13 protein-coding genes are annotated in these 14,444 nt (G+C 60.7%); 9 read left to right on the top strand and 4 right to left on the bottom strand.

The window, feature by feature from the left end; genetic code table 11:
* Positions 1 to 16 precede the first annotated feature (16 nt).
* A complete protein-coding gene (gene mnmH / locus ROS217_RS14820) occupies positions 17 to 1,051 on the bottom strand; it encodes a tRNA 2-selenouridine(34) synthase MnmH (RefSeq protein WP_050766449.1) in 1,035 nt (344 codons plus the stop codon).
* 150 nt (positions 1,052 to 1,201) lie between these two features.
* Positions 1,202 to 2,539, bottom strand: coding sequence for an NAD(P)-binding domain-containing protein (locus ROS217_RS14825; protein WP_009818593.1), 1,338 nt, complete (start codon positions 2,537 to 2,539; stop codon positions 1,202 to 1,204).
* 163 nt (positions 2,540 to 2,702) lie between these two features.
* Here ROS217_RS14825 and ROS217_RS14830 point away from each other — a divergent pair, with 163 nt between their 5' ends.
* Complete coding sequence (locus tag ROS217_RS14830) at positions 2,703 to 4,004, top strand: ABC transporter substrate-binding protein (protein ID WP_009818594.1); 1,302 nt, start codon at positions 2,703 to 2,705, stop codon at positions 4,002 to 4,004.
* Between the two features lie 21 nt (positions 4,005 to 4,025).
* On the opposite strand, the gene ROS217_RS14835 is transcribed toward ROS217_RS14830, so the two are convergent.
* A complete protein-coding gene (locus tag ROS217_RS14835; protein ID WP_009818595.1) occupies positions 4,026 to 4,754 on the bottom strand; it encodes a FadR/GntR family transcriptional regulator in 729 nt (242 codons plus the stop codon).
* A 423-nt stretch (positions 4,755 to 5,177) separates the two neighbouring features.
* Between ROS217_RS14835 and ROS217_RS14840 the strand changes: the two genes are divergently transcribed.
* The 6 genes from ROS217_RS14840 to ROS217_RS14865 all read left to right on the top strand — a co-directional run bounded on the left by ROS217_RS14840 (position 5,178) and on the right by ROS217_RS14865 (position 10,399).
* Positions 5,178 to 6,467 (top strand): ABC transporter substrate-binding protein, encoded by a 1,290-nt coding sequence (locus tag ROS217_RS14840; RefSeq protein ID WP_009818596.1) that lies wholly within the window; start codon positions 5,178 to 5,180, stop codon positions 6,465 to 6,467.
* Between the two features lie 69 nt (positions 6,468 to 6,536).
* Entirely contained in the window at positions 6,537 to 7,406 is an 870-nt protein-coding gene (locus ROS217_RS14845; protein WP_009818597.1) for a branched-chain amino acid ABC transporter permease, read from the top strand.
* Complete coding sequence (locus ROS217_RS14850; protein ID WP_254656432.1) at positions 7,399 to 8,376, top strand: branched-chain amino acid ABC transporter permease; 978 nt, start codon at positions 7,399 to 7,401, stop codon at positions 8,374 to 8,376. The genes ROS217_RS14845 and ROS217_RS14850 overlap by 8 nt, the downstream gene beginning before the upstream one ends.
* On the top strand, positions 8,373 to 9,140 hold the full coding sequence (locus tag ROS217_RS14855) for an ABC transporter ATP-binding protein (protein WP_009818599.1): 768 nt from the start codon (positions 8,373 to 8,375) through the stop codon (positions 9,138 to 9,140). The genes ROS217_RS14850 and ROS217_RS14855 overlap by 4 nt, the downstream gene beginning before the upstream one ends.
* The gene (locus ROS217_RS14860; RefSeq protein WP_009818600.1) at positions 9,130 to 9,837 is read left to right on the top strand and encodes an ABC transporter ATP-binding protein; all 708 of its coding nucleotides are present in this window, start codon (positions 9,130 to 9,132) and stop codon (positions 9,835 to 9,837) included. Before ROS217_RS14855 ends, ROS217_RS14860 begins: the two co-directional genes overlap by 11 nt.
* On the top strand, positions 9,788 to 10,399 hold the full coding sequence (locus tag ROS217_RS14865) for a tetratricopeptide repeat protein (protein WP_254656433.1): 612 nt from the start codon (positions 9,788 to 9,790) through the stop codon (positions 10,397 to 10,399). Before ROS217_RS14860 ends, ROS217_RS14865 begins: the two co-directional genes overlap by 50 nt.
* A 38-nt stretch (positions 10,400 to 10,437) precedes the next feature.
* Here ROS217_RS14865 and ROS217_RS14870 read toward each other — a convergent pair whose 3' ends face one another.
* Positions 10,438 to 11,292, bottom strand: a complete 855-nt coding sequence (locus ROS217_RS14870) for a DMT family transporter (protein WP_009818602.1) — start codon at positions 11,290 to 11,292, stop codon at positions 10,438 to 10,440.
* Positions 11,293 to 11,437: 145 nt separating this feature from the next.
* Between ROS217_RS14870 and tdm the strand changes: the two genes are divergently transcribed.
* Both tdm and ROS217_RS14880 read left to right on the top strand, forming a co-directional pair.
* Entirely contained in the window at positions 11,438 to 13,807 is a 2,370-nt protein-coding gene (gene tdm, locus ROS217_RS14875; protein WP_009818603.1) for a trimethylamine-oxide aldolase Tdm, read from the top strand.
* A 45-nt stretch (positions 13,808 to 13,852) separates the two neighbouring features.
* Positions 13,853 to 14,293 (top strand): globin domain-containing protein, encoded by a 441-nt coding sequence (locus ROS217_RS14880; RefSeq protein ID WP_009818604.1) that lies wholly within the window; start codon positions 13,853 to 13,855, stop codon positions 14,291 to 14,293.
* The last annotated feature ends 151 nt before the right edge of the window (positions 14,294 to 14,444 follow it).

Consider the following 14,444-nt stretch of genomic DNA (forward strand, 5'->3'; position numbering starts at 1 on the left):
GGAAGTGGCCCCAAGCCTACGCGCTCTTGATCAAATTCCGTGCTGCCGCTTGCAGCGTGGCCTCTGACAAATCTGGCAAGTCCAGGGGGGTGATCCCTTCGGGGCGGGGTTTGCGGATGTAGCGGGGGTCGTAATGGGTCTCGATCAACTGCGTCACGAGGGTGGGAAAATCCCCCGTGGCGGCGAGGGCGCGCCATTGGTCGACCTGCGCATGGCCATGATACTGGACCAGCCGCGTGAGGATCGCGTCGAGCCGGTCGGGATCGGCGATGAGGTCGGTGTAATCGGCGCAGAGATGGGACACGCGGGCGGCAAGGGGCACCTCGAGCCGGATCACAGGTGCGACACGCATGGCGCTGGTCAGCATCGGCGGCAGGTTGATCCGCCCGATGCGGGTGCTCTCGGCCTCGATATAGACCAGGCGCGTGGGATCGAGCCGCGCCATTTGAGCGGCCAGCGCGCTCTCGAACGATTTCTGCGAGGGTTGCCCGCCCGCGACGGGGCCAAAGACCGAGCCGCGATGGGCGGCCAGGTGTTCAAGGTCGATCACTTGCGCGCCTTGGGCTGCGAGATGGGAGAGCAGATGGGTCTTGCCGGTGCCGGTGCCACCGTCAATCAGCGTGATTGGGGCGGGAAACGCCTCTTCATAAAGGGCGCGGACGACGAGGCGGCGATAGCTCTGATAGCCGCCCTGAATGGTGTCTGCCTTCCAGCCGATCTGTTGCAAAATCACGGTGAAAGAGCCTGAGCGCTGGCCACCGCGCCAGCAATAGACGAGCGGACGCCAGCCGCCGTGACGATCCGCAAGCGGGCCTTCAAGATGGGCAGCAGCGTTTCGGGCCACGAGTGCCGCGCCAATCTTGCGAGCGAGAAATCGGTCCTGTTGCACGTAGATGGTGCCAACATGGGCGCGTTCTTCGTTCGAGAGTGCGGACAGGTTGATGGCACCGGGAATGTGATCCTCGGCGAATTCTGCGGGGGATCTGACGTCGATCACCTCGTCAAAGGGCAGGGCGGCCAATGCCGCGAGACTGTCGAGGGCAATCGGCATCAGGAAAAAACGGGATGAGGACAGGGATGGGACATGGCCCTGTGCATGCGCTGCGCGTCCGCCAAGATCAAGCCCTGTCGCGCCTGCATGGCGTCGGGGGATATGAAAAAAGGTGGGCAGCGCGGGGCCGCCCACCTCAGTCAGGGAAGGTTAGTTCTGGAGGTAAACTTCGAGACTGTCGTCAAGCGCGTCTTTCCATGGCGTGTGGTGCATGGGCGCCATGGTGCCGGTGATGACAGATTTATAGGCATTGTTGCGGAAGCCCATGATGTCCTTTTTCTTGTGGCCCTTCCACTCCTTGAAGGCTTTGCAGGCGCCTTCGACATCAAAGCTGGGATAGTCGGTCTCGTCGATCAGTTCCTTGACGTAATCGCCCTGATACCAGATCGCTGCGTAATCATCCTCGCCGGCGTCCTCGCGGGTCACGCGGTCGATCACATCCGCCTCCATCGTGGCCTGATCCGGTAGGGCGATGCGGCCCATGATCACGTCGCGCACCCACCACGCCTGCGCGTCGAACATGTTGAAGGTGAACCACTGGTCCTGCATGCCGAGGTAGAAGAGGGCCGGTTCGCGCACGAAGGCGACACCTTTGTAGAGGTCGGCGGTGGCGAGGCGATTGGCGGTCTTGAGCCGCAGATCGTCGGGCAGGAAGGGGAAATGGTGCTTGTAGCCGGTGCAGAGGATGACCGCGTCCACGTCCTTGGTGGTGCCATCCTTGAAATAGGCGGTGTTGCCCTCGACCTTTTGCAGGAGCGGCACCTCTTGCCAGTTGTCTGGCCAGTTGAAGCCCATGGGTGCGGTGCGGTGGCTGACAGTCACGGATTTGCAGCCGTATTTCCAGCATTGTGAGCCGATGTCTTCGGCGGAATAGCTGGTGCCGACGATGAGAATGTCCTTGTCCTTGAATTCCAGCGCGTCGCGGAAGTCATGGGCGTGCAGGACGCGACCTTTGAAATTCTCGAAGCCGGGAAAATAGGGGACATTGGGCGTGCTGAAATGGCCCGAACAGACGATGACGTGATCAAATTCTTCGGTATAGGTGCGGTCCTCGGGAAGGTGGCAGACGGTGACGTTGAATTTATCACCGGCTTTCTCGACCCAGCGGACGGCGGTGGAGAAGCGGATCAGATTGCGCACGCCGGCCTTGAGCACGCGGCCTTCGATATAGTCGAAAAGCACGGCGCGGGGCGGGTAGGAGGCGATTTGCTTGCCGAAATGTTCCTCAAAGGAATAGTCGGCAAATTCAAGGCCTTCTTTTGGGCCGTTTGACCATAGGTAGCGATACATGGAGCCATGCACCGGCTCGCCATATTGATCAAGGCCCGTGCGCCATGTGTAGTTCCAGAGCCCGCCCCAGTTGTCCTGCTTTTCAAAACAGACGATTTCGGGGATTTCGGCACCCTTGGCCGCTGCGGATTGGAAGGCCCGCAATTGGGCCAGGCCCGACGGTCCCGCGCCGATGATCGCAATTCGTTTTTTGGTCATGTAGCCCTCCAAGCTGGTATGGACCAATATTCTAGTATTGGTGCCTTTGGTCCATGCCAGACTGAGGTTGCGCCGGACCTGTTGTCAATAAATTTTCTCGCGAAGAATAAAATTTTCCCATGAACTGGGTGGCGCAGGGCCGCGAACCTGCTAGAAATCAAGCATGTCCAATTCCAGTTTCGCACAACGTCTGGCCATCAGAAGCGCTCTGCCCCGGTTTTCCGTCGGGATGCGCAAGACGTTGACCATCGGATTTCTGGCCCCCTTGAGCGGTCCGGTCGAATCATGGGGGCTGCCGGGGCTGAACGGCTGTCAGATTTGGGTGGATTGGCTCAACCGGGCGGGGGGCGTGCTGATGGGGGGGCGGCGTTTCCCGGTGCGGCTGGAGGCCTATGATTGCGGCTATGACGGGGCGGAGGCGCTGACCGGGGCGCGACATCTGGTGCAGGAGCATGACGCGGCACTGGTGATGATGCTGGGGGGCGATTCGTTTACGGAGGTGCGCGATTACCTGATGGGGCAGAAGGTGCTGACCTCATCCTTGCTGACGAGTGATCTGTCGCCGGATACGCCGTATCTGATCGCGCCGGGCGAATCGCTGCCGATTTATACGGTGACGGCGGTGGAATGGATCGCCAAGCATCGGCCGGATATTCGCACCGTGGCGCTCTGTGCGCAGACCGATGCGCTTGGCCTGCCAGCGCTGGCCGCCTATCGCGCGGCGTTCAAGGCGGTGGGGATCGAGATCGTTGAGGAAATCCGCTATGATCCCGGCACGGCATCGGCCCCCGACGTTGTCGCGCCGATGTTGGCCGCGTCGCCGGATATGCTGTGCTGGTGCACGAGCTATACGCCGATGGTGCATGCGATGACGGAATTTGCCTATCTTCAGGGATATGAGGGCCAGATCCTGAGCTGTACGGCGGATTGCTATGAGCAGTTGATCGCGCTGACTTCGGCGGAATTCATGGAAGGGTTCCTGTTCCAATTTCCCGATTTCGACGATCCGGCGCTGGCGGAAAAGGCGTTCTTCTTTAACCAGCCGCAGGCGTTTTATGAGGAATACAACAGAAGGTTTCCGGGCAGCTGGACGGCGGTGAGTTGGGAATATGCCGCCATCCTCGATATCTGGCAATCTGCGGTCGAGCGGGCGGGGACGGTCAATTCGGTCTCGGTTCTGGCGGCGATGCGGCAGTTGGGCGAGGTCAACCATGCCTTTGGCCCGGCGCAATGGTGGGGGCAGGACATGTTTGGCCTCAATCATACGCTGATCGGCGATTGGCCGGTCGTGCAAATCCAAGGCGGTAAGGCGCGGATTGTCGATTTCGGGTCAATCCCCGCGTGGCTGGCGCGGCATGAGGCGCTGTTGCGGGCCGAGATGGCGGCATTGGGGCAACTCTGGCATCAGCGGCACGGGCAGGGGGCGGGCAAGGCCTGTCTCGAGGCGCGGCTGGTGGTGAGCTGAAGCGGCGCGGCCGTCTTGGGCTCAGTCCTCTTGCAGCAGGGTTTTTTGTTCTTCGATCAGATGCAGCTTGATATATTCCACCGCAGTTTCGACGTCGCGGGAGGAAATCGCGTTGAAGAGCGCATTATAGCGTTTCTGGTAATCCTCTATGCGTTTGGGCGTGAGATGTCGCCGCATCATGGTGGAACGATGGGTCTGCAAGCAGGCCTCGATCGCCAGATCATAGCAGGAGGCGAGCAGCGGATTGCCGGTGCCTGCGGCAATCTTGCGATAGAATTCCTCTTCGCAGCTCACGAATTCGGCGGCATTGGTGCTGATTGCCTCCATCCGGGTGAGAATGTCGTCGAGTTCCATGATGTCGCGGGGGGTCATGTTGATGACCGCGAGGCGGATCATCTCGGGTTCCAGAATGCCGCGCACGACGAGGTGGTCGAGCGGGCTGGTGTTTTCGGCCAAGGCGCTGCGGTTGCCGGTGCGGCTGAGTTCGCTCTTATAGGTGACAAAGCTACCAGAGCCTGCGCGGCGGCGGATGATCTGGCGCGATTCGAGCACATCGAGCGCATCGCGCACCGTGTTACGGGCGACGCCGAGTTCTGACGACAGCGTGCGCTCTGACGGCAGTCGGGCACCCTCGGGATAGTCCTCGGATTTGATTCGGGCAAAGAGGCTGTCGATCACCACCTGCACGGTCGCCCCAACCGAATGTGTGGTGACGAGTTGCGCCGTGGTATTCGTGGTCTGACTGGCCATGATGTGATGTCCCTCGTCTGGTCCCTCGTCTGGTCCCGCGTCTGGCGCGAAGGCCGTTTGGTGGAAATCTAGGCGGAATGCGTCGCCTTCACAAGTCGGACGGCGGGATCATAGGACCAATTTTAACGCCTTAGAGGACCAGTTTTTCAGGGTGAAAGCCGTTATGTGCCAATTGCCCGCAAACTGATCTTGCTAAAATTCTGTGCGAATTGAAAGATTTGGCTTAGAGATCCGGTTTAATTATAACTCTAAGAAACAAATTTTCTTGTGAGTTGCAGATCGCTTTGCTAGCCTTCCCTCGTGGGCCAAACCAATTTCGGAAACTGGTATAGTGACTGAGGTTGGAAATGAACCAAAAACAGGTCGCTCTTGGCTACTCTCTGCTGCGCGGATGGCGCGTGGCGCCAACAGTTGGAGGAACGCATGCTTTCCAAATATATCGCTTCGGGGTTCACACGTCGGACCTTTCTAAAGACATCGGCAGCGGCGACTGCGGCGCTTGGGCTGCCGAAAATGGCGCTTGCGGCGGGTGAGCCGATCAAGATCGGATTTCTTGCGCCGCTGACAGGTGCTGTGGCGGCCTGGGGCAAGCCCGGTCTTGATGGCTGTGAAATCTGGGCCGAGCGGGTCAATGCCGCGGGCGGCATCACGCTGGCGGATGGTGCGCATCCGGTGGAATTCGTGTCTTATGACAATGAATATGACCCTGCCAAGGCCCGGACAGGGGCGACCAAGCTGATCCGCGAGGATGGCGTGAGCTTCATCATGATGCTGGGTGGCGATACCTGGCCCGGTGTGCAGCCGGTGGCGGAACGCACGGGCATGCTGTTTTCGACGCTACTTCCGTCGGATCTCTCTCCGGACAGCAAGACGCTCTTGGCACCTGCTGAGGTGCACCCGATCTACAACGTGACCGGGGTGGAGTGGCTGGCGCAGAACAAGCCCGAGCTGAAAACGGCCGTGATGTGCGCGCAGGACGATGCGCTTGGCCTGCCGTCGGTGGCAACCTATCTGGCAGCGTTCGAGGCTGCGGGGATCGAGATGCTGGACGAGCCGCTGCTGTTTGATCCTGCGACGACGGATTTCGCGCCGGTGGTGACGCGGCTCTTGGCCAAGAACCCCGATATCATCTGTCTCGACACGTGTTATTCAGACTATGTTCACCCGATCGCAGAGCAACTCTTCCAGCAGAACTTTGGCGGGCAGATCATCAGCTGCACGGCGGATTTCTATGACCAGATGATCGCCAAGACCTCTAAGGAATTCATGGAAGGGTTCATTTTCCAGTTCCCGGATTTCGATGATCCGGCGCTGAATGCAGAAACCGTGAATTTCGAAGACCCCAACGGGTTCTATGCCGAGTATAACAAGCGGCATCCGGGTCAGTGGGGCGCGGTGAGCTGGGAATACGCCTCGATCATGGATCTGTGGAAAGCGGCGGCGGAAAAGGCAGGCTCTGCCGATCCCGAAGCGGTGATCACAGCGATGCAGGACGGGCCCGGCAAACACGCCTTTGGTGATGCGGAATGGTGGGGTGAGGAACTCTTTGGCATCAACAACGCGCTGGTCGGCGATTGGCCGGTGGTGGCGATTGAGAACGGCAAGGCTGTGATCAAGGAATTCCGGTCCATTCCCGATTGGTACAGCCGGCATGGCGATCTGTTGATCAAACATATGCAGGCCTATGGCCAGATGTGGGATCAGCGGAGCTAAGATCGGCACACGGACAGCGCCCGGCACGCGGGCGCTGTTTCTTCTTCTCTCTAAAATTCGAGCATTCCGATGATGGAACTCCTGGCGCAGACCGGCCTGAACGCCGTCTATGCAGCAAGCTATATTTCTCTGGTCGCGGTCGGCCTCGTGTTGATCTTTGGGGTGATGGGTGTGGTCAATTTCGCCCATGGCGAGTTATTCATGGCCGGTGCCTATGCGGTGGTGGCGCTCTATGCCGACATGCATCTGCCGTTCTTTGTCGCGGTGCCGATTGGCATGCTGTTCGTCGGCATGCTGGGCCTGCTGATGGAATGGGGGCTGTTTCGACCGCTCAAGGATAATCCCCTGGGCGGGCTGGTGGCCTCGATCGGGTTTCTGATGATCCTGCAATCCCTGGCGGTGATGGGGTTTGGCGTGCGGATGGAGCATATTCCCCCGGTGACGCAAGAGGTGTGGCGGATCACTGACAAGGTGGGCGTGCCCGTGGCGCGGCTCTATGTGATTGTGGCGGCTGTCGTGCTCTTGAGTGCGCTGTGGTATTTCCTCAAGCGGACGCGGTTTGGCTGGGCGCTGCGCGCCTCGGCGCAAGACCCGGAGGCCGCCGCGTTGCAGGGGATTTCGATCACGCAAACGGCGCGGATTGCGATGTTTATCGGCGCGGCACTGGCTGGGGTTGCGGGAGCGCTGACGGCGCCGCTGGTGTCGGTCAACCCGCATATGGGGCATTCGGTGATTGTCACGGCCTTTATCGTCATCATCGTGGGCGGTGTCGGATCACTGGAAGGGGCAATCGTCGCCTCGGTGGTCTATGCCTTTGTCCACACCTTCGTGACAACCTTTTCGGATGGGGTGCTGGCCGATATCGTGGGCTTGTCGCTCATGCTGGTGGTGCTGATCGTCAAACCCACCGGATTGTTCGGGAGTGCGGATCGTGCTTAAGCCGTTGATGTTTCTCTTCGGCGCGGTGGCGCTGATTGCCTTGCCGCATGGGTTGAGCTTTTCCCAGCAGGAAATTCTGGTCTTTCTGGTGATCAATATCCTCTTGGTCACCTCGTATCGGTTGCTGACGTTGACCGGCGAATGGTCGCTCGGGCATGTGGTGATCATGGGGGTGGGGGCCTATGCCTCGGCGCTGTTGACCAAGGAATTAGGTGTCGCCGTGCCGGTGGCGATGTTCCTTGGCGGGATCACATCGGCGCTTTTGGCGGTGCTGCTGTCCTTTCCGCTCTTTCGGATGAAGGGGTTCTACTTTCTCATCGGATCGTTTGCCGCGGGTGAGATCATCCGACTGATCTGGAAGCGGTTCCGCGAGCCATTCGGCGGCGTACGGGGGATTTCGGGGATTGATCCGATGCCGGACTTCTCGCTGGGGTTTTACAGCTTCGATTTCTTCGAGCCGGTGTCCTACTACTATTTTGCCGGGGTGATTGTCTTGGCCTGTCTCTGGGTGCTGTGGCGGATCGAGAAATCACCCGTGGGTCTGACCTTTCACGCAGTGCATTGGCAGGACAAGCTGGCGCAGGCGTCGGGGGTCAATCTGCGCGCCTACAGAACGCTGGCCTTTGCCATTGCCTCGGGCTTTGCCGGGATCGCAGGGGCGTTGCAGGCGCATTACGTGGGCACGGTGAATCCCAATTCCTTTGACATCGAGGTGATGGTCTTTGTGCTGACATGGGCCATCGTGGGCGGCACAACGACATTCTACGGGCCGATATTGGGCTGTGTTCTGCTGACCGTGATCAATGAGATTGTGCTGCGCGGGATGGGGTTCGAGCAGGCACGGCCGCTGATTTACGGGGCGATCATGATCCTGTCTATTCTCTTTCTTCCCAACGGATTGGAGAGCATTGTTCAGAAGTTCCTGCCACGTAGGTCCACAGCTAAATCCGACAGAAAGGCAGAGGCATGACCGATTTTCTGGAAATGCGCGGGCTGACCATGCGCTTTGGCGGGTTGATGGCGGTGGATGGGCTGTCGTTCAAGGTTGCGCATGGCAGCATTCACGGGCTGATCGGGCCGAATGGCGCGGGCAAGACGACCACGTTCAACATGATGTCGGGGTTCTATACGCCGACGTCTGGTCAGATCCTCTTGCGGGGTGAGGATATATCCGGCCTTGCGATGCATGAGGTCGCGCGGCGCGGCGTGGTGCGGACGTTCCAGCACTCGACGTTGTTTGCCGAACTGACGGTGCTGGAGAACGCGCTGGTGGGCACGCATATGCCGTTTCGGCCGAATATCTTTGCCGCCATCGTCGGTTGGGATCGCGAAGATCGTCGTGGGGCAGAGGCGCGGGCGCGTGAGGCGCTTGAGTTCTTTGGTCTGAGCGATCTGGTTGAAGAACGTGCTGGGGATCTCTCGCATGGGCATCAGCGCGCGCTTGGGCTGGCGGTGGCCTATGCCAGCCATCCCGATGTGATGCTGCTCGATGAGCCGTTTACCGGCATGAATCCCGAGGAAACCCGGCAGATGATGGAGTTGATGCGCCGTCTCAAGGCGGATGGGATTACGATTCTCTTGGTCGAGCATGATATGCAGGCGATCATGGGGCTCTGCGATACCATCACCTGCATGAGTTTCGGCAAGTTTCTGGCCGAAGGGGGGCCTGCAGAGATCCGGCACCACCCGGCGGTGATCGAGGCCTATCTGGGAGGCGCGCGCCATGTTGCTTGAGATGCGCAAGATTGCCGTCAACTATGGCAAGATCAACGCGATACGCGACATTTCCATTGCCGTGCCCGAGGGCAAGATCGTGACGATCATAGGCGGCAATGGCGCGGGCAAGACCACGACGCTGCGCGCCATGTCGGGGATGGTCCCAATTGTCGCGGGGGAAATCCTGTTCGAGGGCAAGCGGATTGATCATCTGCCGGCGCATAAGGTGGTGGCGCATGGCATCGCCCATGTGCCCGAAGGGCGGCGCATCTTCAAGGATATGACGGTGGAAGAGAACCTGCGCACCGGTGCCTTTCTGCGGCGCGACAAGCCGGAGATCGAGCGCGATCTGCAGCAGGTCTATGACCGGTTTCCACGCCTGCGCGAACGGCGGGTGCAGCGGGCGCAAACCATGTCGGGCGGCGAGCAACAGATGCTGGCGATTGGCCGCGCGCTGATGTCGAAGCCGCGTTTGTTGCTGATGGATGAGCCGTCGATGGGGCTGGCGCCTGTGATCGTCGAGGAAATCGCGCGGATCATCGAGGAAATCAACGCGCAGGGGCTGTCGGTGGTGCTGGTGGAACAGAATGCCGAATTGGCGCTGGAACTGGCGCATCATGCCTATGTGTTGGAAACCGGGGATACCGCAATGGAGGGACCTGCCCATGAGTTACGTGGAAATGAACATGTTCGCGCCGCGTATCTGGGGCTTTGAGCGCGGCGACACGGAAATGCGGGTGGCGCGCGCGGCAGGCTGGTCGCGGGCCGATCTGGTCTGGGAGCGTCTGACCGAGGCGGGCTGTGCGGCCTATACGGCGGGCGACCGGACGGGTGCCGCCCGGATGCTGCGGCGGGCCGGATGGGTGGCGCGGCTGTTTTTCCAGGCGCAGGATATGCGACGGGCGACAAGCCTTGCCAATCTGGCCGTTCTGGCGCGGGATGCCGGGCAGGGGGCGCGGGCGGAGCGGTTGCAAAAGCAGGCGTTGAGCCGGTGGATGGGGGCCTCGGAGGCCGTCGGCGGGATTGTGTTCAAGCCGCGCAGCCGCTCGTCGCTGTTTCATCTGCGGATGGAGGCGCTGCACCGCGACACGTTCCATGACAATATGCGCAAGCGGTATCGCGCGATTGCCGCCGAGAGCGATCAGGCGTTGCGTCGGCTCTTAACCGGGGCGCGACCGGACCGACCGATTTGTGCCCGCTGGCGGGGCGAAAAGCCGCCGGTGTTTGATGACGGGCGCAAGTTTCTGGCCGCAGCGTTGTTAATCGCCGAGGGCTGAGATTTTTTGAGTATTTGAAGAACGATGAACGGCGGGGATCAGTGCCCGCCGCCCAAGATGCCGATGGCGGTGAAGACGCCCAGAACCGCCAGCCATTGCGTGCCGCGCAGCCGTTCGCGCAGGAAAATGGCCGCGAAGAGGACGGTGATCACGCCAAAGGTCGAGGCACCGATGGCGGCGAATTCGGGCCGCGCGGTCTGACCCGCGCCGATCACGCAGCCGATGGCCAGCGCATCGAGTGTGCCCATCAGCGCCAAAAGCGGGACGTGGCGACGGGTGAGGGTCAGGGGGGCGCGTACGGCGAACGCAAAGCCCAGCACGACCACTAGGGCGGCGGCGCGGGTGGGGGCCAAGAGCAGTAATTCGCCGCCGTTGGCCGTGGCCCTGTGCCCGATTGCAAAGGTCAGCGCGAAACCCACGGCGGCCAGCACCGACCAACCGATCGCAGGAAGCGGACTTGGGGTGGCCTCGGCCTGGTCATGGCCCGCATCGCTCTGGGCGATATAGGCCACACCGCAGATGATCAGGCCCACCATGACCCATTCGAGCGCAGTGGTGGGCGTGCCACTGAGGCTGGCCCAAGCGACCGAGAGAATCGGATAGGCACCGATGACCGGGGCGACCAACCGCACCGGGCCGATGGAGAAGGCACGGTAGAGCGCCGTGCCGCCCACGCCAAAGCACAGGCCTGCCAACAGGGCGAGGCCGAAATTGCCCTCAGCGGGGGCCGCCCATCCGGCAAAAGCACTGATCGGGGTGACAAGGATCAAGCCAAAGGTCAAAACCCAGACCAAAGGCGCAAAGATACCGTTATTCTGGCTGACGTAGCGAACGCAGACATCATGTGTGCCCCAGGCGACGGCGGCCACCAGCCCAAGTATCAAAGCGGTCATTCGGATTTCGGTCCTTTGTCTTTATGTTAGATTTCGGGTTGGTGGTCCGGTTTCAGGTTGCTGGATTGGATGGGTTCGGATATTCTTATTGTTAAATAAATATTCCGCGTATGCAAATGTCTTGCGGAGAACGAGGAGGTCTGTGGTGTTGGAAACGCGCTATCCCGAGGTTCAGGCCGGACCACCCCGGCCAAGTGTCATTGTCGAGCCGCGCGTGTTTGCGCTGCCGCCCGGAAGCGAACGCTATGTGGTCGAGGGCGCGGGTGCAATCCTGATCCGGGTCGAGGCCGGAGACCGTCTGCGCGTGGTCAATACCGAAGGTGGACAGCGCTGCGAGATCGTGGCGGCGGGGCCGGATGGCGTGATTGATCCGGGTATTCTGGGCGAGGCGGGCACGGGCGAGGCGCGCGGGCTCAAATCGCTCCTGAGCGGATCGGAAACCTCATTGCGCGGGTTGCGCATGGGGCTCGAGGCGCGGGGGATTGATCTGGCGCATGCGCGGTCTGTGGATGTATTCGAGGCCAGTAGCCCAGCGGGGTGCGAGGCTGAGTTCGTCGCGCGGCGTGACGGCGTGGTGGTGATCGCGGCCCCCGGCGGGATCATGGATTTCGCGACGCAGGATACGGCGACGCCGCTCACAGTCTGGGTGACGCGCGCGGTTCTCAAATCCGCTGCGCGGTTTGAATTGCCCGATCCTTTGGCTGATCCGGTGACGGATCTACGGGTGCATTCTGCCACCGCCGAGGCCTATTTCGTCAAGGCGGGGGATTATATCCAGATCCTTGACGTGGACGGGCGGCAATGCACGGATTTTCAGTGTTTTGCCGCGCGCAAGCTGGATAAGGGCATTGAGCATGCGCTGGATGTGACCACGACGCGCACGTTGATGGGGCACGCCTATCCGATGCCCGGGCTGCATGCGAAATACTATGATCAAGAGATGATGCCACTGGTCGAGGTGGTGCAGGACACGGTCGGGCGGCATGATGCCTTTGCGCTGGCCTGTGCGGCAAAATACTATGACGACATCGGCTATCCGGGGCATGTGAACTGTTCGGACAATTTCAACGGCGCCTTGGCCCCGCATGGGGTGACGGGACGCGCGGGCTGGATGGCGATCAATTTCTTCTTCAACACCGGCATTGACGCCCATGGGGTCATGTATACCGACGAACCCTGGACGCGGCCGGGCGACTATGTGCTGTTGCAGGCGCTGACGGATCTGGTCTGCGTGAGTTCGGCCTGTCCGGATGACACGACCGCCGCCAATGGCTGGAACCCCACGGATATCCATGTGCGCACGTATAGTGGCAAGGAAACATTTCAAAGATCGGTGGCCTATCGGCCCACCCCCGACGCGGAGCCAAGAATGACCAAACAGACAGGATTTCACCCGTGTTTCGCGCGGTTCACCGAGAATTTCATCGAATACAACGGCTATTGGCTGGCCAGTGCCATGTCGAGTGCCGGGCCGATTGCGGAATATCACGCCTGTCGGCAGAAATCGGTGGTGCTGGATCTGAGCGCGCTGCGCAAATTTGAGATCACCGGGCCGGATAGTGAGGCGCTCTGCCAATATGTCTTTACCCGCGACATCAAGAAACTGCCGGTGGGGGGCGTGGTCTATACCGCGATGTGCTATCCGCATGGCGGCATGATTGACGATGGCACCGTGTTCCGGCTGGGACAGGATAATTTCCGCTGGATCGGCGGCAGTGACTATGGCGGCGAATGGCTGCGCGAGAAGGCTGCGGAACTGGGGCTGAAGGTTCTGGTGCGGTCCTCGACTGATATGCAGCACAATATCGCGGTGCAGGGGCCGGAGAGCAGGGATCTGCTAAAGAAGGTGATCTGGACCGCGCCGCATCAGCCCAAGTTCGACGAACTGGGCTGGTTCCGGTTCACACCGGCACGGATCGGGGATCACGACGGGATTCCGGTGGTGGTGTCGCGCACCGGCTATACGGGTGAATTGGGGTATGAGATATTCTGTCACCCCAAGCATGCGGTTGAGGTGTTCGATGCCGTCTGGGCGGCGGGCAAGGATCATGGGTTGACACCGATGGGCCTTGAGGCGCTGGATATGGTGCGGATCGAGGCGGGGCTGATTTTCGCAGGCTATGATTTCAGCGACCAAACGGACCCCTTTGAAGCGGGGATCGGGTTTACCGTGCCGCTCAAGTCGAAGCCGGATGATTTCATCGGGCGTGAGGCGCTCATTCGACGCAAGGAGCATCCGGCGCGGGTGCTTGTGGGCTTGGACATTGAGAGCAATGTCGCGGTGGGCCATGGCGATTCGGTGCATATCGGTCGCGCGCAGGTGGGCGAGGTGACGTCCTCCATGCGCTCGCCGCTCTTGGGCAAGAATATCGCACTGGCGCGGGTCGATGTGGCGCATCATGCGGTTGGCACGCAGGTGGAGATTGGCAAGCTCGATGGGCAGCAGAAACGGCTTCCTACCGTGGTGGTGCCTTTTGCTCATTATGATCCACAAAAGACCAAGCCGCGCTCTTGATTTGGGTCAAGGCGGTCGGGGCGGTCTGAGGCGAAGGTGAAAGCCATGAGCACAGCCCTTGAGGATATCGGCGGCGAAGACCGTCTGCGGGATCTGGTTGGGTCGTTTTACGACCGGATGGAGCATGATCCGGCGGTCTATCCGCTGCATCGCCTGCATTTTCGCGGGCATGGGTTGGAGCATACGCGCCAGACGCAGTTTGAATTCCTGTCGGGGTTTCTGGGCGGGCGCGCCTATTACCGGGAGCGGTTCGGGCATATGGACCTGCGCGAAATTCATGCGCATGTGCCGATCCGACAGGCGGATGTGAGCATGTGGCTCGAGACCTTTGATGCAGCGCTGCGCGATGAGGGGATGGAGGGGCCTGTGGTGGAGCGGTTTCGCGCCACGCTGGATCGGGCGGCGCATATGCTGATCAACGCGGTGCCGGATTGGCGTGAGGAGGCGGATCGGATGGGGCAGGGGTGCCCGGTGTCGGAGGGCTGAGGGACGCGTGGCTAAGTTGTGAGCCGCGCGGTCGCTGGGCCGGGGACTAGCGAAGCAACGGTGCCATCTGGCACTTTATGCCAGCAACGTCTGTCTAACTTGACAGTATGGTGTTTCATCTCGAAATCGCTAGGCCGTCACGCCAAAGGCG

This window comes from Roseovarius sp. 217 (assembly GCF_000152845.1).
Taxonomy (GTDB): domain Bacteria; phylum Pseudomonadota; class Alphaproteobacteria; order Rhodobacterales; family Rhodobacteraceae; genus Roseovarius.

Excerpts from the sequence above, each read along its gene's own strand:
- mnmH (WP_050766449.1), bottom strand. The coding sequence starts at position 1,051 with ATGCCGATTGCCCTCGACAGTCTCGCGGCATTGGCCGCCCTGCCCTTT.
- ROS217_RS14825 (WP_009818593.1), bottom strand. The coding sequence starts at position 2,539 with ATGACCAAAAAACGAATTGCGATCATCGGCGCGGGACCGTCGGGCCTG.
- ROS217_RS14830 (WP_009818594.1), top strand. The coding sequence starts at position 2,703 with ATGTCCAATTCCAGTTTCGCACAACGTCTGGCCATCAGAAGCGCTCTG.
- ROS217_RS14835 (WP_009818595.1), bottom strand. The coding sequence starts at position 4,754 with ATGGCCAGTCAGACCACGAATACCACGGCGCAACTCGTCACCACACAT.
- ROS217_RS14840 (WP_009818596.1), top strand. The coding sequence starts at position 5,178 with ATGCTTTCCAAATATATCGCTTCGGGGTTCACACGTCGGACCTTTCTA.
- ROS217_RS14845 (WP_009818597.1), top strand. The coding sequence starts at position 6,537 with ATGATGGAACTCCTGGCGCAGACCGGCCTGAACGCCGTCTATGCAGCA.
- ROS217_RS14855 (WP_009818599.1), top strand. The coding sequence starts at position 8,373 with ATGACCGATTTTCTGGAAATGCGCGGGCTGACCATGCGCTTTGGCGGG.
- ROS217_RS14860 (WP_009818600.1), top strand. The coding sequence starts at position 9,130 with ATGTTGCTTGAGATGCGCAAGATTGCCGTCAACTATGGCAAGATCAAC.
- ROS217_RS14865 (WP_254656433.1), top strand. The coding sequence starts at position 9,788 with ATGAGTTACGTGGAAATGAACATGTTCGCGCCGCGTATCTGGGGCTTT.
- ROS217_RS14870 (WP_009818602.1), bottom strand. The coding sequence starts at position 11,292 with ATGACCGCTTTGATACTTGGGCTGGTGGCCGCCGTCGCCTGGGGCACA.
- ROS217_RS14880 (WP_009818604.1), top strand. The coding sequence starts at position 13,853 with ATGAGCACAGCCCTTGAGGATATCGGCGGCGAAGACCGTCTGCGGGAT.